Here is a 22,409-nt window from a genome sequence, read left to right as displayed (position 1 = left end):
CGCCGCTTTCTTGAGTTCGCCGCCCTGCGCGTGCGCGAGGTGCTCGAGAAGATCGCGAGCCGAATGCGCGACGGCGGCCGTTCCAGATAGAAATTTTTTTGTTGTTTGAAGATATCAAAAGCCGGTTTTTTTGTTGTTCAGCGTTTCCCATAATGGATGTGAACGGCGTCCGCAAAGCACGTGCGCAGCAGCGCCCGCAGTCCGCGCGACGCCTCTTTCTCACTCATTCTCATGTTGGGTTGCTCCATGTCCAAGACCAAGCCAGACGATTCGCCGGTCGCACCGGTCACCGGGATCCGTAAAGGTCTCACCAACTACGGTGACAACGGCTTCTCCCTTTTCTTGCGCAAAGCATTCATCAAAGGCGCCGGCTATACCGACGAAGCGCTGGATCGACCGGTAATCGGCATCTCCAATACCGGTAGCGCTTACAACCCCTGTCACGGCAACGCGCCGCAATTGATCGAAGCGGTCAAACGCGGCGTGATGCTGGCTGGCGGCTTGCCGATGGATTTCCCGACCATTTCCATCCACGAGAGTTTTTCGCAGCCGACCAGCATGTATCTGCGCAACCTGATGTCGATGGATACCGAGGAGATGATCCGCGCCCAGCCGATGGATGCGGTCGTGCTGATCGGCGGTTGCGACAAAACCGTGCCGGCGCAGCTCATGGGCGCTGCATCCGCGAATATTCCCGCCATCCAGCTGATCACCGGCTCCATGCTGACCGGTTCGCACCGCGGCGAGCGCGTCGGTGCGTGCACCGATTGCCGCCGCTATTGGGGCAAGTTCCGCGCCGACGAGATCGACAGTACGGAAATCGCCGCCGTGAACAACCAGCTGGTGGCCAGCGTCGGCACCTGCTCGGTCATGGGCACGGCAAGCACGATGGCTTGCGTGGCCGAAGCGCTCGGGATGACCGTGCCGGGCGGCGCGTCGCCGCCGGCCGTGACGGCCGATCGTATCCGCATCGCCGAGGAGACCGGCGCGCAGGCAGTGCAGATGGCGCGCAGCGGCCTGACCATCGACAAGATTCTGACCGCCGATGCATTCGAAAACGCCATCCGCGTGTTGCTTGCGATCGGCGGCTCGACCAACGGCATCGTGCACCTGACCGCGATTGCGGGACGCATGGGCCTGGATGTCGATCTGAAGGCGCTGGATAGGATGGGCCGCGACACGCCGGTGCTGCTGAATCTGAAACCCTCCGGCCAGCATTACATGGAAGATTTCCACCATGCCGGCGGGATGGCGACGTTGCTGCGCGAACTCAAGCCGCTGCTCAAGCTCGACGCGATGACCGTGACCGGGCGCACGCTGGGCGAGGAGATCGAACGGGCCGGCCCCGGCTTCGACCAAAACGTGGTGCGCACGATCGCCGATCCGATCTATCCGCAAGGCGGCCTTGCCGTTTTGCAGGGCAATCTCGCACCCGGCGGCGCGATCATCAAGCAATCCGCGGCCGACGCGAAACTGATGGAGCACGAGGGCCGCGCGGTGGTGTTCGAGAACGGGCAGGACATGGCCGAGCGCATCGACTCGGACGATCTCGACGTGAGCGCCGACGATATTCTGGTGCTGAAGAACATCGGTCCGAAAGGCGCACCGGGGATGCCCGAGGCCGGCTATATTCCGATTCCGAAAAAGCTGGCGCGGGCCGGCGTCAAGGACATCGTGCGCATTTCCGATGGACGCATGAGCGGCACGGCGTTCGGCACGATCGTGTTGCACGTGACGCCTGAGGCGGCCGTCGGCGGTCCGCTCGCGTATGTTCAGAACGGCGATCGTATCCGGCTCAGCGTGGCGGCGCGTGAGATCACATTGCTCGTGTCGGATTCCGAACTGACGCGCCGGGCAGCCGCCGCGCCTGTCGACGTGCCGACCGCTGAACGCGGATATCGCAAACTGTTCCTCGATACGGTGTTGCAGGCCGACAAGGGCGTCGATTTCGATTTCTTGCGGGCCGCGAAGATTCACGACACGACGCCGAAGGGTTAGAGGCGTTAGCGGGTTGAGCGGCCCCGTGCCGCACCGCGTGTTTTTGTCTGCGTGGTGCTGAAAATCGCTTGCGCCTCCTCGAAGAAATCGCGAGCGAGAGCCGCGTGCGGTCCGTTGCTGGCCCAGATCAAGCCGCTGCGCCGCACGGGCGCGCGGCCCGGCAACGGCAGCCGCGCGAGCGACATGCCGCTCGACCAGAGCGACACCCAGTCCGGCAACAGCGATACGCCGATGCCCTGGTCGACCAGCGCGGCGATCGCTAGCAGGCCGTCGATCTCAAGCCGTTGATGCGGATGGATCTGATGGTCGCGCAGATAGCGATCGGCCAGTTGACCGCCGAGCACAGAGCGCTCGTAGCGAATGAACGGCTCGGTGCGCAGCACCTCGTGCGCATCGCGGCCGGCCATTGCGGCAGGCGCCACGACCACCAGCGGTTCTTCCAGAAAGGGACGCCATTCGCAGGTCTTGCGAATGGCGAACTGCGGCTCGACCACTACCGCTGCATCGAGCTCGCCGCTGCCAACCTTGCGGCATAGCTCGATGGATGCCCCCGGTGTGATGAACAACGCCACCTCCGGGTAGCGCGCATAGAGGTTCTTGAGCACCGGCGGCAGAACGTTGGTGAGCGCGGAAACGAAAGCGCCGAGCCGCAACTCGCCGACTCGCGCGCCGTCGCTCGCGATGACACGCAAATTGCGCTCGTCGCGTAACAGTGCGCGCGCCGGTTCGAGAATCTTGAGGCCGGCTTCCGTTGCCTTGACGACCCGGCCCGAACGCTTGAGAAGCTGCATGTCGAGGTCCACTTCCAGCGCATGCACGCGGGCCGCCAGCGCGGCCGCCGTCACGTCGAGACGGCGGGCTGCTTCCGCCAGAGAGCCGCAATCGACAGCAGCTACAAAGCTTTCCAAGTATTCGGTATTCATCGTATTAGCTTAGCCGGTGAGGGTCATTCAGACGAAAAATATTTTATGGTCTAAACGCACCGGAAGGTGCTTTTTCGAGTGCTCCGAACAAGTGACACTGCGAGCATCGATACCGCTTCAATTGCCATTGAAAAAACGGAGACACGCATTGAATTCCCATCCCCACAATGTTGCGGCCGGCATCGGCATTGCCGGATCCGCCGACGCGGTCTATCGGCGCATCGCCTGGCGCTTCCTGCCGCTGCTGTTCGCCTGTTACGTGGTGGCTTATCTGGACCGTGTGAATGTCGGTTTTGCCAAGCTGCAAATGCTGAACGATTTGCGGTTCAGCGAAGCGGTATATGGACTTGGCGCGGGGATGTTCTTTATCGGCTATTTTTTCTTCGAAGTGCCCAGCAACCTGTTGCTGCACAAGGTCGGCGCGAGGCGCTGGATCGCGCGGATCATGATCACGTGGGCGATCCTTTCGATGTGCACGGCGTGGGTGAGTACGCCGCTGCATTTCTATATCGTGCGTTTCCTCCTCGGTATTGCGGAAGCCGGCTTTTATCCGGGCATGCTGCTCTATCTGACGTACTGGTTTCCGTCGCACAGACGCGGCCGGATGGTCGCGTTGCTGACCGCGGGCAATCCGGTGTCGGGCATCGTCGGCGGCCCGCTGTCGGGCTACATCATGACCGCGACGGCCGGTTTCGCCGGCATGCATGGCTGGCAGTGGTTGTTCATCCTGGAAGCGTTGCCGGGCATTCTGCTTGGCGTGATGGTCTATCGTCGGCTCGACGACAAAGTGGCGCACGCAACGTGGCTCAGTGTCGAGGAGCGTACACGGGTGCAGCTCGAGCTCGATGCGGAAGGCAAAACCCGGACGCATGGTTCGGTAAGCCAGGTATTCGGCTCAGGCCGTGTCTGGCTGCTTGCATTGATCCTGTTCGGCATCATCATGGGCTCCTATGCGCTGAGCTTCTGGCAACCGACCATCATCAAAGGCACGGGCATCAGAAGTCCGGCGCTGATAGGTTTGATGACGACAATTCCCTATACCGCCGCGCTGATTGCGATGCTGCTGATCGGACGCAGCGCGGACAAGCGGCGCGAACGACGTTGGCACGTGATCGTGCCGGCCGTGTTCGCGGCCGGCGGCTTCGTGTTGTGTGCGAATACGGCCGGCAGTGCGGCGCTGTCGATGCTGGGTTTGACGATGGTCGCGGTAGGCATTGTCAGCGCGCTACCTATGTTTTGGGCGTTACCTACGTCGTTTCTGGGCGGAGCAGGCGCCGCCGCCGGCATTGCGCTGATCAATTCGACCGCGAATCTGGCGGGGTTCGTCAGTCCGACCGTGATTGGCTGGCTGAAGGGGCAAACCGGAACGTTGTCGTCCGGCTTGTATCTGGTTGCCGGTACGCTGTGTTTGTCCGCGTTTCTGGTCTGGGCCTTCATTCCGGCGCGTGTAGTGAATCGCTGACGAAAGCGAGTTCCTACGGAGATGCGGGCAACGCGGCCTTCAGGAAATAGGCTCCCACTGCGTCAACATGATGCAAGGAGTCACATGAGTGCAGTAGACAAGAACCGCTTAACAAGCGTGACTTTTGTATAAGCAGGGTGCGGGACTATTTTGAGTGGTTCGTGTGATCTTCGAACGCCGACACGATGCCGTCGATCATGGCTGAGATGCGCGCGGTATGCCGAAGATCCTGATGTGTGACGAGCCAGACTTCATAGACCGCCGCACGCGCGGATTCCGGCCATATCTGCACGAGGCCGTCGTGTTCAGCCAGATGGATCGGAAGCTCGCCCATGCCGATGCCGGCCTTTACCGCGGCACGCAGCATGAGGCTGGAATTGAAGGTCGACACGATGCGTCCCGCGTGTATCGGCTCGCCAGCAAGAGTCGGCGATCGATTGGCTGTTCCGTTTCCCTGATAGAGGACAAGATCGTGGCCCGCGAACGCGGAGCCCACGGCGGGTTTGCCGTGCTGCCCGAGATAGGTATGCGATGCGAAGAGCGCCATGGGCCAGCAAGCCAGGCGCCGCGCGACAAGATCGGGGTTATCCGGCCTGACCGAGCGGACTGCAATATCCGCTTCGCGCCTGGCCAGATTGAGCATGCGCGTGGACGTGTCCAACAGCACGCGGACTTCCGGATGCGCAGCATGCAGACGCTCGATGGCGGGCAGCAGGAATTCGAACGCGATCGAATCGGTGCTGGTGACTCTTACGTCTCCCGCAAGCCGGGTATCCGTGCCTTGAATTCGTCGGACGAGTTCGTGTGCGGAGTGTTCCATTTTCTCCGCCGATCGCAGCGCGGCCTCGCCTGCGGCGGTCAGCTTGTATCCGTCGGACGTGCGCAGGAAAAGCGTTGCACGTAGCGCGTGCTCGAGTGCAGCAATGCGCCTGCCGACCGTCGCCTGATCGAGATTGAGTGTTCTGGCCGCGCCACGGAGCGTTTTTTCGCGCTCCACCGCGAGAAACACTCGCGCGTCATCCCAGTTCATCGCGTCGCCTCAATGATGCAAATTTGCATCTCAAAGTACGAATATTGCTGCATATATGCAGTGGTGTCGAGACCTATACTGAACTCCGTCATGAGGTTGCTCGTATCAAATGCTCCGCCGGATCAATCGAGCTTCATCCATATGAAGGAGTGGTATCCATGTCTGCATCAACTTATCGTGTGCCGTCGTCCATGACGGCGATTGAGATCAAACAGCCCGGCGGTCCCGAGGTCCTGGTGCCGACTACGCGCCCTGTGCCGACGCCGGCCGCCGATCAGGTTCTGATCCGCGTCCACGCGGCTGCCGTCAACGGTCCAGACGTTTTCCAGCGCAAAGGGCTGTACGATCCGCCTCCCGGCGCTTCAGACATTCCAGGGCTGGAAGTGGCGGGCCAGGTCGTTGCCGTTGGCTCGGACGTGTCCCAATTCCAGATCGGCGAACTGGTGTGTGCGTTGATTCCCGGCGGTGGCTACGCAGAATATGCGGTCGCGCATGCCGACAATACGATGCATATCCCCAAAGGCCTGACGTTGGTAGAAGCGGGGGCGATGCCCGAAACGCTCATGACGGTATGGCTGAACCTGTTCCAGCGTGGCAAGCTGGTTGCCGGCGAATCGGTATTGATTCATGGCGGCGCGTCGGGTATCGGCACCACCGCGACCCTGCTGGCGAAGGCCTTCGGCGCCGCGAAGATCATCACGACAGTTGGCTCGCCCGCGCATCGGGAAGCGAGCCTGGCGCTAGGCGCAGACCTCGCGATCGAATACCGCGACGAAGATTTCGTCGCCGAAACGAAACGGTTGACCGATGGCAAAGGTGTCGACGTGATTCTCGACATCATTGCCGGCGACTACGTGGCCAGAAACTACGACGCCGCGGCGATGGACGGACGGATTCTCCAGGTGGGTGTGATCAAAGGGCCGGCGAAGAATCTCGACATCGTGCCGATGCTGACGAAACGTTTGACGCATATGGGCTCGACATTGCGATCGCGTTCCTCCGCGGACAAGGCGACCATCATCAATGAACTCGAGCGGCAGGTCTGGCCACTCATCGAGAGCGGCAAGATCAAGCCGGTTGTCTACAAGACCTTCGCGCTTGCCGATGCTCGTGGCGCTCATGAGTTGATCGATTCCGGTACGCACTTTGGAAAGATTGTGCTGACGACAGGTGCCGATCTCATCGGCTGATATCTGCTATCTGCTCGACGATCGGTTGCCCGGTGAATACCTTTTATTCATTGCGAATTGCGATGTACTGGGATGATGTTGGCACCGTACTGCCGATCGTTATCACGCATTATGTGGCATAGAGTCGCACTCACAGCGGTAGTCCGGTAGTCCTTTAGACTCGCAACAGGAACCTTTTCCAACGTGATGGATCAAGTTATTAGTATCTCGTCTTTTGCAATTTAGAACGTAGAGAAGAAAGGCGCATGACGAAACACAAAAGCGCTATTCGCCGCGCGAATAGAATTCCAATTTATCTGAGAGGCCTGTCATGAGCATTCATAAATCCGTCGGCGAGTCCGGGAAGGACTTTGTCGTCGAAACCGACGCATCGGCTGCCTACTGGCACAACAGCCCGGACAATCCTCTTCCGCCACCCGACATGATGGGCGCCTATATGCGCAACCGGCCCGTGCCAGATCAGGACGTGGAAGGGCGTAAGGCATGGATCATCGGCAGCGGCATCGCGGGTCTCTCCGCAGCTTTCTATCTGATCCGCGACGGCGGCATGGCCGGTGAAAATATCACCATACTGGACGCGCTGAAGATCGAGGGCGGCTCGCTCGACGGCGCAGGCAATCCGGAGGACGGCTATATCATCCGCGGTGGCCGCGAGATGAATTGGAACTACGACAATCTCTGGGACATGTTCCAGGATATCCAGGCGCTCGAATTGCCCGAAGGATATAGCGTGCTGGACGAGTATCGGCTCGTCAACGACAACGATCCTAATTATTCGAAAGCACGGCTCATGCACAAGCAAGGGCAGATTCGTGATTTTTCCACGTTTGGCCTGTCGAAATCCCAGCAATGGGAATTGATCCGCCTGTTTCTGAAGCGCAAAGAGGATCTCGACGACATCACCATCGAGCAATATTTCAGCGCCGGCTTTCTTGAGACCAACTTCTGGTACTTCTGGCGCTCGATGTTCGCGTTCGAGAATTGGCATAGCCTGCTCGAAATGAAGCTTTACATGCACCGCTTCCTCGACGCGATCGATGGACTTGCCGACATGTCCGCGCTGGTGTTTCCGAAGTACAACCAGTTCGACAGCTTTGTTCGGCCATTGGTCAAGCACCTCAAGCAAGCCGGCGTGAAGGTGCAGTTCGCCACGCGGGTCTACGACCTCGACATGCGTGTCCACGGTGACACGCGCACGGTGACAGCCATTCGGGCGAAAGTCGACGGCACTGACACGGTCATTCCGATCGGCCCGAACGATGTGGTCTTTGCGTTGACCGGCTCGATGACGGAGGGCACGGCCTATGGCGACATGGAGCATGCGCCGGTGCTCGAACGCAGCAAGCATGATCCCGGCGACGACAGCGACTGGGCACTTTGGAAGAACCTTGCCAGTCAATCGCCGATCTTCGGTAAGCCGGAGAAGTTCTACGGCGATACCGATCGGTCGATGTGGGAATCAGTGACGCTCACGTGCAAGCCGTCACCGTTGATCGAACGGCTGAAAGAACTTTCGGTCAACGATCCTTATTCGGGCAAGACGGTAACCGGTGGAATCATCACCTTCACCGATTCCAACTGGGTGCTGAGCGTGACCTGCAATCGTCAGCCGCATTTTCCCGACCAGCCGAAGGACGTGCTGGTGCTGTGGGCGTATGCATTGTTGATGGACAAGGACGGCAATCACGTCAAAAAGCCGATGCCGGCGTGCACCGGGCACGACATTCTGGCGGAGCTTTGCTATCACCTCGGCATTGCCGATCAGCTCGATGCAGTGGCCGCGAACACGAAGGTGCGCCTCGCGACGATGCCTTACATCACCGCGATGTTCATGCCGCGCGCGGCAGGCGATCGGCCGCACGTGGTGCCGGAGGGGTGCACCAATCTGGGCCTGATGGGGCAGTTCGTGGAAACGTCGAACGACATCATCTTTACGATGGACAGTTCGATTCGCACTGCGCGGATCGCCGTCTATACGCTGCTCGGTCTGCGCAAGCAGGTGCCGGACATCAGTCCGGCGCAATACGATATCCGCTCGATGCTGAAGGCCGCGCGGGCGTTGAACAACAACGAGCCGTTCCCCGGCGAACGGCTGCTGCATCGGTTGCTGGCCAGGACTTATTACGCTCATATTCTGCCGCCGCTCCCGAGCGGGGAGCGCTCTACGCGCGCCGAAGCGGACAATGAGTTGAAGCATCTACTCGGCAAGGGTAGTGAGAAGCTGGGTGCAATCGGAGGTTGGCTGGAGCAGATCAGGGAGAGCTTCTCTTCCCGGAAGAGTTAGTACTCGACCAAACCCGGTACGCCGGGTCTCGCTGCAGCCAGGCCCACGTATCGAAAAGCGTGGCGTTCGCCGCCACGGTATATTGCTTCCAGAGTCATCTGACCGCTTCAGTTGCGAGTACCGGAAATCAATCGATCCGCATCCATCGACAATCGTAAGGAATCGCCATGCGCCACGTCGCCCGGTCAATGCTTCCCTGTCTTTTTGCCGCGGCGACGCTGATTGCTATTCCTTTTGCGTCGCTCGCCTGCACGCGAGTCGTCTATCTTGGCGACAACAACGACGTCATCACGGCACGATCGATGGACTGGAAGCTCGACATCGCCACCAATCTGTACATTCTGCCGCGCGGCATGGCCCGCACCGGCGAAGCCGGGCCGAACTCACTCAAATGGACCGCCAGATACGGTAGCGTCGTCGCTACCGGCTATGACGTTTCTACCACCGACGGCATGAACGAGAAGGGGCTCGCCGCGGAACTTCTGTGGCTCGTCGAATCGCAATACCCGGCTTTCGACAAAAACTCGAAGCCGGGACTGACCATCGCCGCGTGGGCGCAATACGTGCTGGATAACTTCGCCACCGTTTCGGAAGCTGTCGCGGCGCTCGAGAAAGAGCCTTTCACCATCGTCACGGACAACGTCCCCGGAGAACAGCGCCTCGCCACCCTGCACCTCGCGATGTCGGATGCCACCGGCGACAGCGCGATCGTCGAGTACATCGCCGGCAAGCAGGTCATCCATCACGGCAGGCAATATCAGGTGATGACCAACTCGCCGACTTTTGACGAGCAACTCGCGCTTAACGAATACTGGAAGGGCATTGGCGGCACAGTCTGGCTGCCCGGCACAAACCGCTCCGCCGACCGGTTTGCGCGCGCTTCGTTCTACGTCAATGCCATTCCTAAAAACGAAGACCCTGTTCTCGCACTGGCCAGCGTGTTCAGTGTGATCCGAAACGTGTCCGTGCCGTTTGGCATCACCACTCCGGATGAGCCGAATATTTCATCCACCCGCTGGCGCACTGTCGCCGATCACAAGCGCCTGCTCTATTTCTTTGAATCGGCTCTAACGCCAAACACCTTCTGGGTCGATCTGAAGAAGGTCGACTTCTCCATGAACGCCCCCGTCAAACGTCTCGACCTCGGTAAAGACCAGCGCAATACTTTCGATGGCGAAGTATCGAGGTACTTTCAGCCTGCACCCCCGTTTCGATTCCTTGGCCTGGGCGCCGGCGAGTAACGCTGACGATCAGGGGATGCTGTGTTGTATCGTGGCTTGCCGTCGACGAACTCAGCGCGGCAACTCCTGTTGCGGCCAGGAAAGAAACGCTTTGACCGGCGGATGCCGTTATTCCCGTGCCTCGGCTAGCCGGCCCAGTGGTCACGAGAAACTGTTCTTCGCGCATTTCATCCGGCACCCACGCAAACCATAAGGCGGTCACCGACGGGAATTAGCGCAATCCGCCGTTTAACCGGAACATACGAAATAATGCTCGTCATCCGTCCAACGCTGCTTCGTTGAAGTGAAAAAGGAACTCTGCAATGCTGCAAAGCATTAAGGCAACTGTAGGCTGCATTCTGGCGTTGTCATGCGCGATGGCGCAGTCGGACGCGGTGTTCTCCGACACCGGCTACGCTGCAGACGCTTACGGTGCAGCAGACCACTATCCCGTACCCGCACCGGGGCAGGCGCGAACGCAAAAGCAGTTTGTCGGCTACTACACCCATTTCGATCAGGTCCATCCGACTGATCCGATTGTGAGAGACGGCGCTCCGTCCACACTCAAAGCCTCCGAACACGAACTAAGCCTGAACTACCCGTACGGAGGCCAGTATCGGAGTGTCAACGATTATCTCGACCGCAATCCGGTGACCGGTCTGCTGATCGCGCGCGGCAATACGATCCTTTACGAACATTATCGCTACGCTCGCAAAGACACCGACCGGTTCATGTCGCAATCTATGGCGAAAACCATCGTCGGAATGCTGATCGGCATCGCCATATCGGAAGGCGCAATTCACTCGATTGACGATCTCGCGGATGCCTATGTCCCGGAGTTGGCTAACAATGCGTACGGCCAGACTTCAATTCGCGATCTGCTGCATATGTCTTCCGGTGTCCATTTCTTTGAAGACAGCAACCCCGGCGACGATCGCGACAAACTGGGCCGCGATCTTTTGAGCAGGAACGGCGTAGGGGCAATCAAAGCCGTCGAGCGCTTCGACACACGCGAGCGCGCACCGGGTACGCATTTCAGCTACGCAAGTATTGAAACAGAAGTGCTGGGACTGGTTTTGAGCCAGGCAACGCATATGTCGGTGGCACAGTACGCGAGCGAGCGCATCTGGAAGAAGATGGGCATGGAGTCGGATGCATCATGGGGACGCGATCCGACCGGGCAAGACGTTACCTACTGCTGCGTGAGCGCTACATTGCGCGACTGGACGAGACTCGGACTGATGCTGGCCTATGACGGCAAGTGGAACGGTCAACAGATTGTTCCGCACGACTGGGTACTACAAACGACGAGCGTGACCTCTCCCGATAGCTTTCTGGCAGCCGGGAAGGCCAACCCGATTTTCGGCTATGGGTATCAGGTCTGGATACTGCCGGGCGACCACCGTATGTTCGCGTTGCAAGGCATGGACGGGCAAAGAATCATTGTCGATCCACGTTCGAAACTCGTACTCGTGCAAACGGCTGTATGGACTAATGATCACGACCCAGGCATGCGGGAAATTTATGCGTTGTGGTACGCACTCGTTGCGCAATATGGATAACTGTCGTCACATCGCGCCGACATTCACGTTAAACGCCAGTTCTTCTTGAAGCGACGAGCCATCGATGGGTGAACCGATGGCCTCGGACTTTCTCTTCTTCCGCCGGAAAGCACGATTCGATACCTCGACATCGAGATCGACGACAACTGCGGACTATTCCCTATTGGTTTGCATTGGTTTGCATTCGTTCACATTTATTCAAGATGGTTTAAATCCGTTGTAATTAGTGCAGTGCGAAAGGTCATTCGGACATATTTGCCATTCGCCTATGCATTTTGATTTTTGAATTCAAAAAAAGATAAGCAATAGGCATGGCGGAGCAAATAACTTTGTATATGCTGATGAAAGCGATGTAAGGTTGTAAAAAAAGATATACGAGAGAGCATATCAACCTGAGGGCCGTCAACCATGTGCTTTTCCTGAGCAGGCGTCGCGCCTGTAGCCGTTTTCTCACTGTTGCCGTTAACCCGTGCCTGGCGAGGCGCGGCGCTCGCGTGCGCGCTCTGAGGCGTTGAGCCGGCATAACCGCTGTCAATCGTGCCTGTCGATATTCGACCGGGCGGGATCAGTGTTATCGCGTTTAAAACGCCTAGTCGGTTTATTTGATTTTCGGTCAATTGCCGTTATCGAGGGGGAGCTTTGAAAAACGCCGCCGGTCAATACAAACTCAATTCGCAAAAGACCGCGCTCGCAGTGAGCGTGCTTCTCGTATTCAGCGGGGCCGGAATTAAAACAGCGCAGGCCGCCTGCTCGACAGCCGGTTCGGTCGTCACTTGCAACGGCGCGGCCAATCCGCTGGCGCCCAATTACTCAAACGGGGCCAACAACGTGTCGGTCACCGTCAATCCGGGAGCGAGCCTTGGCGTACTGCTGGGCGTCGGAGGCACCGCGCTGACGCTCACCGGCAACAACGTGTCGCTGAACAACGCAGGCACCGTCGATCCGTCACTGCTCGGTCTCGGCAGCATTCTGTCGAGCGGCATCGTGATCGGCAACGCGACGGCCAGCACGGTCAGCGTGACCAATAGCGGCACGATGAAGGGCACGACGGGCTTGCTGGGCGTCAACCTCAACGGTCTGACCGGCCTAGCGCTGGCGGTGCAGAACGGCACTGGCGGCGTGACCAATATTTCGAACACCGGCTCGATCGGCGTGACGCCGCTTGTCGGTCTTAGCATCGGTATCGGCGACATGCCGACGATTGCCGTGTACGGCGGCGGCCAGACCAGCTTCACGAATGGCGCCGCAGGCGTCATCAACGGACGGGTTGCGTTTCAGGCGCCGGGTACGCCAGGCCTCGGCAATACGTTCACCAATGCCGGCACGATCACCGGCAGCGTGTCGCTAGGCGCGGGCGCGACCAACACGTTCAATGCGTTGACCGGCTCGTCGGTGTCGGCGGGTACCGGCGCGAGCGGCAATATACTCGGCGTGCTCGGCTTTTCGCTCGGCTTCGCGGCGGCCGGCGTCGTCGACGGTGGCGCCGGCGGAAACAACACGCTGCATCTGCAGCAAGGCACGGGTGGGCCGGTCGGCGGGTCGATCAGCATGCCGAACTACATCAACTTCCAGCATCTCGCGCTCGACAGCGGCACGTGGAACATCAGCGGCGCGTCGGCGGTCGGCGATGCGACGCTCGCGTCCGGCTCGGTCGCGAATCTCGACAATGCCGCAGGTCTCGGCACCGGCACGATCACGTCGAATGGCGGCGCGCTGGCGGCGAGCGTCGCCGGCCTCAATCTGAACAACACGCTGCTGTTCGGCACCGGCGGTCTGACGGTGCAGGGTGTCAACGCGCTGACACTGTCCGGCGCAGCTAGCGGCACTGGCGGCCTGACGCTGGCCGGCACGGGCGTGGTCACGCTTGGCGACGTCAACACGTATACGGGCGGCACGAATCTGAATGCAGTGGGCGCCGGGCTGCTGCTCGGCAATGCCGGGGCGCTCGGCAGCGGCGCGCTCAATGTGAACGCGACCGGCTCGCTCGATACCAGCGCGGCCATGACGCTGGGCAACGCAGTCAATGTCGCCAGTGGGGCGGTACTGAACCTCGCCGGCACCAATCCGCTGACGTTGAGCGGCGCGATCGGCGGCGCTGGCGGCCTCGCGAAAAACGGCGCGTCCACGGTGACGTTGACTGGTTCGAACAGCTTCACCGGCGCCACTTCTGTCAACGGCGGCACGCTGGCGCTAAGCGGCGCCGGCACGCTGGCTCCGACAGGTGCGGTGACGCTGAATGGCGCAGGCACCGCGCTCGACATCAGTGCCGCTACCGCGAACCAGACGATCGGCGCACTGTCGGGCAGCGGCAATGTGGCGCTCGGCGCGCGCACGCTGAGCTCGGCGATGCGACCAATGGCGCGTTGAGCGGCGTGATCGGCGGCACCGGCGGCATCGTCAAGCAAGGCAGTGGCACAGAGACGCTGACGGGTGCGAACACGTACACCGGCGGCACGACGATCAACGCCGGCACGCTCGCGCTGTCCGGCGCCGGCAGCCTTACGTCGACCGGTTCGGTCAGCCTCGCGGCCAGCGGCGCGCAACTGGACATCAGCGGAGCGGCGGGCGGGCGCTCGGTCGGTGCGCTTTCCGGCGTGGCAGGCAGCGCAGTGTTGCTTGGCGCGAACACGCTGACCTTCGACGACGCAACCAGCCAGACTCTGGGCAGCGTGATCAGCGGCACCGGCGGCATTGTCAAGCAGGGCGGCGGCACCCAGACGCTCACGGCGGCCAGCACCTACACCGGCGGCACGACCATCAACGCCGGCACGCTCGCGCTCGGCGCGGGCGGCAGCCTGGCGTCGACCGGTGCTGTGACGCTCGGCGACGCCGGCGCGGGGTTCGACATCAGCGCGGCGAGCGGTCCGCAGACCATCGGTGCGCTGACCGGCTCGGTCAGCACGACGCTCGGACTCGGCGCGAACTCGTTGACGTTCGGCGACGCGACCAATGGCGCATTCGGCGGCGTGATCGGCGGCACCGGCGGCATCGTCAAGCAAGGTATCGGCACCGAGACGCTGACCGGTGCGAACACCTACACCGGCGGCACGACCGTCAACGCCGGCACGCTCGCGCTGGGCGCGGGCGGCAGCCTGGCGTCGAGCGGCGGCGTGACGCTTGGCGGCGCAGGCGCGAGCTTCGACATCAGCGCGTCCGGCGCCAACCAGACGATCGGCGCGCTCGCCGGCACTGGCGGCTCGGTCGCGCTCGGCGCGAACACACTGACGTTCGGCGACGCGACGAGCCAGACTTTCGGCGGCTCGATCGGCGGCAGCGGCGGCATCGTCAAGCAGGGCGCCGGCACCCAGACGCTGACCGGTGCGAATGCGTTCACCGGCGCGACGACGGTCGACGCGGGCACCCTGGCGCTGGCGGGCACCGGCGCGCTGTCCTCGGCGACCAGCCTGAACCTCGCCAACGCGGGGAGCGGCTTCGACATCAGCGGGGCGAGCGGCAACCGCACGATCGGCACGCTAACCGGCGTGGCCGGTAGCGCGGTATCGCTCGGCGCGCATACGCTGACGTTGGGGGGCGCCGCGAGCAGCACCTTCGGCGGCGCGATCGGCGGTACCGGTGGCCTCGTCAAGCAGGGCAGCGGCACGCAGATACTGACAGCCGCCAACACCTACACCGGCGGCACGACGATCAACGCCGGCACGCTCGCGCTGGGCGCGGGCGGCAGCCTGGCATCGAGCGGCCTCGTCACGCTGGGCGGTGTGGGATCCAGCTTCGATATCAGCGCCGCTGGCGCGAACCAGACCATCGGTGCGCTGGCGGGCGTGGCCGGCAGCACGGTCGCGCTCGGTGCGAACTCACTGACTTTCGGCGACGCAAGCAATCAGACGCTCGGCGGCTCGATCACCGGCACGGGCGGTCTCATCAAACAGGGCACCGGCGTCGAGACGCTGTCCGGCGCCAACACCTATAGCGGCGGCACCGCGCTGAACGGTGGCGGCCTCGTGCTCGGCAACAACGCGGCGCTCGGCACCGGCGCACTGTCGGTCAACAGCGCGGCGACGCTCGATTCCAGCGTCGCGGTCACGGCGGCGAACAACATTGCATTGAACGCTGGTCTGACGGTACTCGGCTCGAACGCACTGACGTTGGGCGGCGCGTTGTCGGGCACGGGCGGCCTGACCAAGAACGGCGCGGCTACGCTGACGCTGGCGGGCACCAACACCTTCACCGGGCCGGTCACGGTCAATGCGGGCACGCTGGCTCTGTCGGGTGCAAGCAATCTGTCGGCACTGACCGACGTCAACCTCGCGAACGCGGGCGCCGCGTTCGATGTCAGCGCTGCGACCAGCGCGCCGGTGATCGGCGCATTAAACGGCACGGCCGGCACCAGTGTTTTGCTGGGCGCAAATACGCTGACGCTCGGCGATGCGGTCGACGCCGCCTTTGCCGGCACGATCGGCGGAACCGGCGGCCTCGTCAAGCAGGGCGCGAGCACCGAAACCTTGAGCGGCGCGAACACCTACACCGGCGGCACCACGATCAATGCCGGCACGCTGGCGCTCGGCGCGGGCGGCAGCCTGGCGGCGGGCGGCGCGGTGAGTCTGGCGGGCAACGGCTCGGTGTTCGATATCGGCAACGCGGGCGCGAACCAGACGGTCGGCGCACTGTCGGGCGTGGCGGGCAGCACGCTCGCGCTGGGCGCGAACACGCTGGCTTTCGGCGACGCTACCAACCAGACGCTCGCCAGCACGATCGCGGGCACCGGCGGTCTGGTGAAGGCAGGCGCGGGCGTCGAGACGCTGACGGGCGCCAACACCTACAGCGGCGGCACCACGCTGAACGCAGGTGGCCTGATCGTCGGCAGCAACTCGGCGCTCGGCACCGGCGCATTGACAGTAGGCGGCGCGAGCACGCTGGATACGAGCACCGCGACCACGCTCGGCAATAACGTCGTGCTGAACGCGGGCCTGACGGTACTCGGCAGCAACGACCTGACGCTGAACGGCGGCATTTCCGGCACCGGCGGCCTGACCAAGGACGGCCTCGCCGCGTTGACGTTAAACGGCGCCAGCTCGTACACCGGCGGCACCCAGGTGAACGCCGGCACGCTCGCACTCGGCGCGAATGCGAGCCTTGCGGCGTCCGGCATCGTCGACGTCGCGACCGGTGCGACCTTCGACCTGTCGGCGGGCAACGGCCTGCAGACCTTCGGCACGCTGACGGGCGGCGGCAACATCATTCTCGGCGCCAACGTGCTGACGCTCGGCGATGCGAGCAACGGCACGTTCAGCGGCTCGATCGGCGGCGTGGGCAGTCTCGTGAAAGTCGGTACGGGCACCGAAACGTTGACCGGCACCAACACCTTCACCGGCGGCACCGCGATCGATGCGGGGACGCTCGCGCTCGGCGCAGGCGGCTCGCTGGCGGCAACGGGTGGAGTCGCGCTGAACGGCATCGGCGCGGGGTTCGACATCAGCGGTTCGGGCGCCGATCAGACCATCGGCGCGCTGTCCGGTGTGAACGGTAGTGCGATCACGCTGGGCGCCAATGCGCTGACCTTCGGCGATGCCACCGCGCAGACGCTCGGCAGCTCGATCGGCGGCACGGGCGGCATCGTGAAGGCCGGCAGCGGCACGGAAACACTGACCGGCGCGAACACCTTCACCGGTGGTACGACGATTGCCGACGGCACGCTCGCGCTGGGCGCGGGCGGCAGTCTCGCGGCAAATGGCGCGGTCAATCTGGCGGGCGCGAGCTCGGTGTTCGACATCGGCAATGCCGGTGCGAACCAGGCGATCGGCGCGCTCGCCGGTGCGGCGGGCAGCACGGTGCTACTCGGTGCGAACACGCTCAGCTTCGGCGATGCGACCAATCAGACCTTCGCGGGCACGATCGGCGGCAGCGGCGGCATCGTCAAGAACGGCAGCGGCACCCAGACGCTGACCAGTGCGAACACGTACACGGGCAGTACGACGATCAACGCCGGCACACTGGCGCTGTCGGGGGCCGGCGGCCTGTCGGCATCGAGCGATGTGAATCTGGCGAACGCAGGCGCGAGCCTCGACGTTAGCGGCGCGACCAGTGCACCGACGATCGGCGCACTCGATGGCGTCGGCGGCACGAGCGTCACGCTCGGCACGAATACGCTGACGCTGGGTGACGCGAACAACGGCACGTTCGGCGGCACGATCGGCGGCAGCGGCGGTCTCGTGAAAAACGGTAGCGGTACCGAAACGCTGACCGGCACGAACACTTACACCGGCGGCACCACGATCAACGCGGGCACACTGGCGGTGGCCGGCAACGGCAGCCTCGCGGCCACTGGCGCGATCGACGTCGCCGGCGCGGGCGCAAGCTTCGACATCAGCGGGGCGGCCACCGGCCAGACGGTCGGCGCGTTGTCCGGCGCAGCCGGTAGCACGATCGCGCTGGGCGGCAATGCGCTGACGTTCGGCGATGCGACGGACCAGACTTTTGCGGGTTCGGTCACGGGCACCGGCAACCTCGTCAAGAACGGCTCGGGCGTCGAGACGCTATCCGGCGCCAACACGTATAGCGGCGGCACCACGCTGAACGCGGGCGGCCTGATCGTCGGCAACAACTCGGCGCTCGGCACCGGCACGCTGACGGTGAACGGCCCGGGCACGCTCGACAGCAGCGCCGCCACGACGCTCGCCAACAATATCGTGCTGAACAACGGCCTTACCGTGCTCGGCACGAACGACCTGACGCTCGACGGCAGCCTCTCCGGCATCGGCGGCCTGACCAAAAACGGCCTCGCCACGCTGACGTTAAACGGCACCAACACGTACACCGGCCAGACTTCGATCAATGCGGGCACGCTGGCGCTCGGCGCGGGTGCGAGCCTGAACGCGAACGGTATCGTCGACGTGGAAACCGGCGCGACCTTCGACTTGTCCGCCGGCAACGGCCTGCAGAGCTTCGGCACGCTGATCGGCGGCGGCACGATCAACCTCGGCGCGAACCTGCTGACGCTCGGCGATGCCACTGACGGCACCTTCAGCGGTTCGATCGGCGGCACCGGCGGGCTGCTCAAGGTTGGCACGGGCACCGAAACGCTGACGGGCGCGAACACCTTTACCGGCGGCACCACGATCGATGCCGGTACGCTCGCGCTCGGCGCGGGCGGCAGTCTCGCGGCGACCGGCAGCGTGACGCTCAACGGCGCGGGCACCGGCTTGGATATCAGCGCCGCGGGCGCGAACCAGACCATCGGTGCGCTGGCGGGCACGGGCGGCGACGTGACGCTCGGCGCGAACACGCTGACTTTCGGCGATGGCTCGAACCGGACCTTCGGCGGCTCGATCGGCGGCACGGGTGCCATCGTGAAGGCGGGCAACGGGACGGAAACGCTGACCGGCGCGAACACCTTTACCGGCGGCACGACGATCAATGCCGGCACGCTCGCGTTGTCGGGCGCGGGCAGCCTTGCGTCGGGCAGTGCGGTGAATCTGGCCGGCGCGGGCACCGGCTTCGACATCAGCGCCGCGGCGGGCAGCCAGACGGTCGGCGCACTGTCGGGCGCGGCGGGCAGCACGATCTCGCTGGGCGGCAATTCGCTGACGTTCGGCGCGGCGACGGACCAGACAGTGGCGAGCACGATCACTGGAACGGGCGGCCTGGTGAAGCAGGGTAGCGGCGTGACGACGCTGTCGGGTGCGAGCACTTACAGCGGCGGCACCACGCTGGACGCGGGCGGCCTGATTGTCGGCAGCAATACGGCGCTCGGCACCGGCGCGTTGACGGTAGGCGGCGCGGCGACGCTCGCCAGTAGCACCGCGGCGACGCTCGCCAACAACATCGTGATGAACGCCGGACTGACGGTGAACGGCGCGAACGATCTGACGCTGAACGGCTCGTTGTCGGGCACCGGCGGGCTGACCAAGGACGGTCTCGCGACGCTGACGCTGAACGGCGCCAACACCTACACCGGCGGCACGCAGATCGACGCCGGCACGCTGGCGCTCGGCGCGAACGCGAGCCTGAACGCGAGCGGCATCGTCGACGTCGCGAACGGCGCGACCTTCGACCTGTCGGCGGGCAACGGCACGCAGACGTTCGGTACGCTGACCGGCGGCGGCAGCGTCAACCTCGGCGCCAACACGCTGACGCTCGGCGATGCAACCGACGGCACGTTCACCGGTGGCGTCGGCGGCAGCGGCGGCCTGATCAAGCAGGGCACCGGCACCGAGACGCTAACCGGCATCAATACCTACACCGGCGCGACCACGGTGAACGCCGGCACGCTCGCGCTAGCCGGTGGCGGCACATTGTCGACGACGACCAACGTCAACCTGGCGAATGCGGGCACCGCGTTCGACATCAGCGGTGCGACCGGCACGCCGACAATCGGCTCGCTGTCCGGCGCGGCCGGTTCCAACGTCGCGCTGGGCGCGAATACGCTGACGCTCGGCGGCGGTACGGACGGCACCTTCAGCGGCACCATCGGCGGCAATGGCGGGCTGATCAAGGCCGGCGCGGGCACGCAGACGCTGCTGACGGCCAATACGTACACCGGTGGCACGACGGTGACCGGCGGCACGCTGGTCGTCGGCAACAACGCGGCGCTCGGTACAGGTGCACTGACCTTCAACGCGCCGGCCACGCTCGATGCGACGACCAGTGTCAATCTCGCCAATCCGCTCGTGGTGAACGCCATGGCGACGATCGGCGGCAGCGCCGATACCACGCTGTCAGGCGTCGTGTCGGGGAGCGGCGGTCTGGTCAAGAACGGCGCAGCCGACCTGACGCTGGCGGGCGCCAACTCCTTCTCGGGCGGCACGGTCGTGAACGCCGGCACGCTGACGCTCGCGTCGAACGGTGCGCTCGGCACGGGCGGCCTGACGATGAAAGGCGGCACGTTGAATGCCGGCGGCAGCGTCGGCACGCCGCCGCTCGATCTGAACTTCGCGTCGCTGGACGGCGTGGCCGGCGCGTCGATCAAACTCGGGAATGCGAATCTGACGGTGAACGGCGGCGGTACCTTCGGCGGCGCGCTGTCGGGCACCGGCTCGGTGACCAAGGCCGGCGGCGGCACGCTGACCTTGAGCGGCGTCAACACGTTCAGCGGACCGACCACGGTGGCGGGCGGCACGCTCGCGGTGAACGGCTCGGCCGCCAATTCGACGGTGACCGTGCAATCCGGCGCTGCGCTGACCGGCATCGGCACAATCGGCGGACTGATCGTGCGCACCGGCGCGACCGCGACGGCCGGCACGCCGGGCCAGAGCCTGAACGTCGCGGGCACGGTGCTGTTCGAGCAGGGCTCGCAACTGAACGTCGTGGCCAATCCGCAGCAAAGCGGCGCGGTGACTTCGAGCGGCAGCACCACGCTCGCGGGCGGCCAGGTGCAGGTGCTGGCCGGACAGGGCGTCTATACGCCGTCGACGAGCTATCCGATCATTACCGCGACGGGCGGGATCAACGGCACGTTCGAAGGTGTGTCGTCGAACCTCGCGTTCCTCACGCCGACGCTGTCGTACGACCCGACGCATGCGTACGTTCGGCTGCAGCCGAATGGCACGGCGTTCTCGTCGGTCGCGACCACGCCGAACGAAGGCGCGGTAGCCGGCGCGCTGGCGACAGTGCCGACCAGCGGCACGCTGATCCCGGCGCTGCTGTCGACCGATGCGCAAACCGCGCGCACCGCGTTCAATCAGCTCGACGGCGAACTGCATGCGAGCACCCGAAGCATGCTGCTGATCGACAGCCGTTATGTGCGCGATGCGGTGACCGACCGGCTGCGCCAGGGTCTCGCTCCGACCAGCGGGCCGCTTGCGGCGCTGTCGTCGGGCTCGGCGCAGTGCGACACGCGGCTTGCGCAGGGCGCGTTGCCGGGCAGCGCCGACGCGGTGCACGGCGGCTCGCGCGATGCGTGCGTCGATCCGCGGCCGTATCAACCGGTGGTGTGGGCTCAAGCCTACGGTTCGGACAGCAAGCTGGCCGGCAACAGCAACGCGTCCGGTATCGACCGCAGCACGGCGGGCTTTATCGGCGGTGCGGATATGGCGCTGAACGACACGTGGCGTTTCGGTCTGGCGGGCGGCTTCGCGCGTAGCTCGCTCGACAATGCGCTGAACTCGTCGGCGTCGGTGGACAGCTATCACGTCGCGATGTACGGCGGCGCGCAGTACGGGCCGGTCGGCGTGCGGCTCGGTGCGTCGTACACGTGGAACGACATCGGCATGGACCGCTATCCGAACTTCACCGGTTTCAGCGATCACGACAAGGCCGACTACTCGGCGAAGACCGCGCAGGTGTTCGGTGAAGTCGGCTACGCGATTCCGCTGAACCGTTTCGCGCTCGAACCGTTCGCGGGCCTCGCGTACGTGAACCTGCGTACCGACGGCTTCACCGAAAACGGCGGCGATGGTGCATTGCGCGGCGCAGGCGAGACCGACAACATCGGTTTCTCGACGTTGGGTCTGCGCATTGCGACGCGTCTCGGCTCACTGCCGAGCGCGGTGTTCAGCGCACACGCGATGGCCGGCTGGCGTCACGCGTTCGGCAATTCGCAGCCGGGTTCGACGCTCGCATTCGTCAGCGGCGGCTCGTCGTTCGACGTGACCGGCGTGCCGATCGCGCGCGATACTGCGGTGCTGGAACTGGGGCTCGACGCGAACGTCGCGAAGAACATGACGCTCGGTGTGTCGTACAGCGGACAGTACGGCGGCGGCTCGCACGACAATGCGATCTGGGGGCGCCTCGGGTGGAAGTTCTGAGCGGCTGGATGCGTTGGGCCGACCTGTTTGCCGGATGTAG

Annotated in this window: 9 protein-coding genes and 1 pseudogene; 8 read left to right on the top strand and 2 right to left on the bottom strand. The window is 63.6% G+C overall.

What is annotated here, in order from left to right; translation table 11 throughout:
- Positions 1-246 precede the first annotated feature (246 nt).
- A complete protein-coding gene (locus PQQ51_RS04005) occupies positions 247-1,998 on the top strand; it encodes an IlvD/Edd family dehydratase (protein ID WP_408495038.1) in 1,752 nt (583 codons plus the stop codon).
- Between the two features lie 5 nt (positions 1,999-2,003).
- Here PQQ51_RS04005 and PQQ51_RS04000 read toward each other — a convergent pair whose 3' ends face one another.
- Positions 2,004-2,921 carry a LysR family transcriptional regulator gene (locus PQQ51_RS04000; RefSeq protein WP_408495036.1) on the bottom strand — a complete coding sequence of 306 codons (918 nt, stop codon included), beginning with the start codon at positions 2,919-2,921 and terminating at the stop codon, positions 2,004-2,006.
- 148 nt (positions 2,922-3,069) lie between these two features.
- Here PQQ51_RS04000 and PQQ51_RS03995 point away from each other — a divergent pair, with 148 nt between their 5' ends.
- A complete protein-coding gene (locus PQQ51_RS03995; RefSeq protein WP_408495034.1) occupies positions 3,070-4,383 on the top strand; it encodes an MFS transporter in 1,314 nt (437 codons plus the stop codon).
- Between the two features lie 145 nt (positions 4,384-4,528).
- Here the strand turns inward: PQQ51_RS03995 and PQQ51_RS03990 are convergent, their stop codons facing one another.
- Positions 4,529-5,413, bottom strand: coding sequence for a LysR family transcriptional regulator (locus tag PQQ51_RS03990; RefSeq protein WP_408495032.1), 885 nt, complete (start codon positions 5,411-5,413; stop codon positions 4,529-4,531).
- A gap of 191 nt (positions 5,414-5,604) precedes the next feature.
- On the opposite strand from PQQ51_RS03990, the gene PQQ51_RS03985 reads away from it, so the two are divergent.
- The 6 genes and pseudogenes from PQQ51_RS03985 to PQQ51_RS03960 form a co-directional block, all read left to right on the top strand.
- Positions 5,605-6,603, top strand: coding sequence for an NAD(P)H-quinone oxidoreductase (locus PQQ51_RS03985; RefSeq protein WP_527250796.1), 999 nt, complete (start codon positions 5,605-5,607; stop codon positions 6,601-6,603).
- Positions 6,604-6,913: 310 nt separating this feature from the next.
- On the top strand, positions 6,914-8,887 hold the full coding sequence (locus tag PQQ51_RS03980) for an oleate hydratase (protein ID WP_408495030.1): 1,974 nt from the start codon (positions 6,914-6,916) through the stop codon (positions 8,885-8,887).
- A 167-nt stretch (positions 8,888-9,054) separates the two neighbouring features.
- Positions 9,055-10,128, top strand: coding sequence for a bile salt hydrolase (gene bsh / locus PQQ51_RS03975; protein WP_408495028.1), 1,074 nt, complete (start codon positions 9,055-9,057; stop codon positions 10,126-10,128).
- A gap of 302 nt (positions 10,129-10,430) precedes the next feature.
- Entirely contained in the window at positions 10,431-11,669 is a 1,239-nt protein-coding gene (locus PQQ51_RS03970; RefSeq protein ID WP_408495026.1) for a serine hydrolase domain-containing protein, read from the top strand.
- A gap of 1,035 nt (positions 11,670-12,704) precedes the next feature.
- A complete protein-coding gene (locus PQQ51_RS03965) occupies positions 12,705-14,036 on the top strand; it encodes a beta strand repeat-containing protein (RefSeq protein ID WP_459252342.1) in 1,332 nt (443 codons plus the stop codon).
- A pseudogene (locus PQQ51_RS03960) lies at positions 14,033-22,369 on the top strand (autotransporter-associated beta strand repeat-containing protein); the annotation flags it as partial. The gene PQQ51_RS03965 and the pseudogene PQQ51_RS03960, both read left to right, overlap by 4 nt.
- Positions 22,370-22,409 lie beyond the last annotated feature (40 nt).

It is taken from the genome of Paraburkholderia xenovorans, from assembly GCF_046030735.1.
In the GTDB taxonomy this organism is placed as follows: domain Bacteria; phylum Pseudomonadota; class Gammaproteobacteria; order Burkholderiales; family Burkholderiaceae; genus Paraburkholderia; species Paraburkholderia xenovorans_A.
The sequence above is the reverse complement of the archived record's forward strand: the minus strand, read 5'-3'. Positions and strand labels throughout refer to the sequence as shown.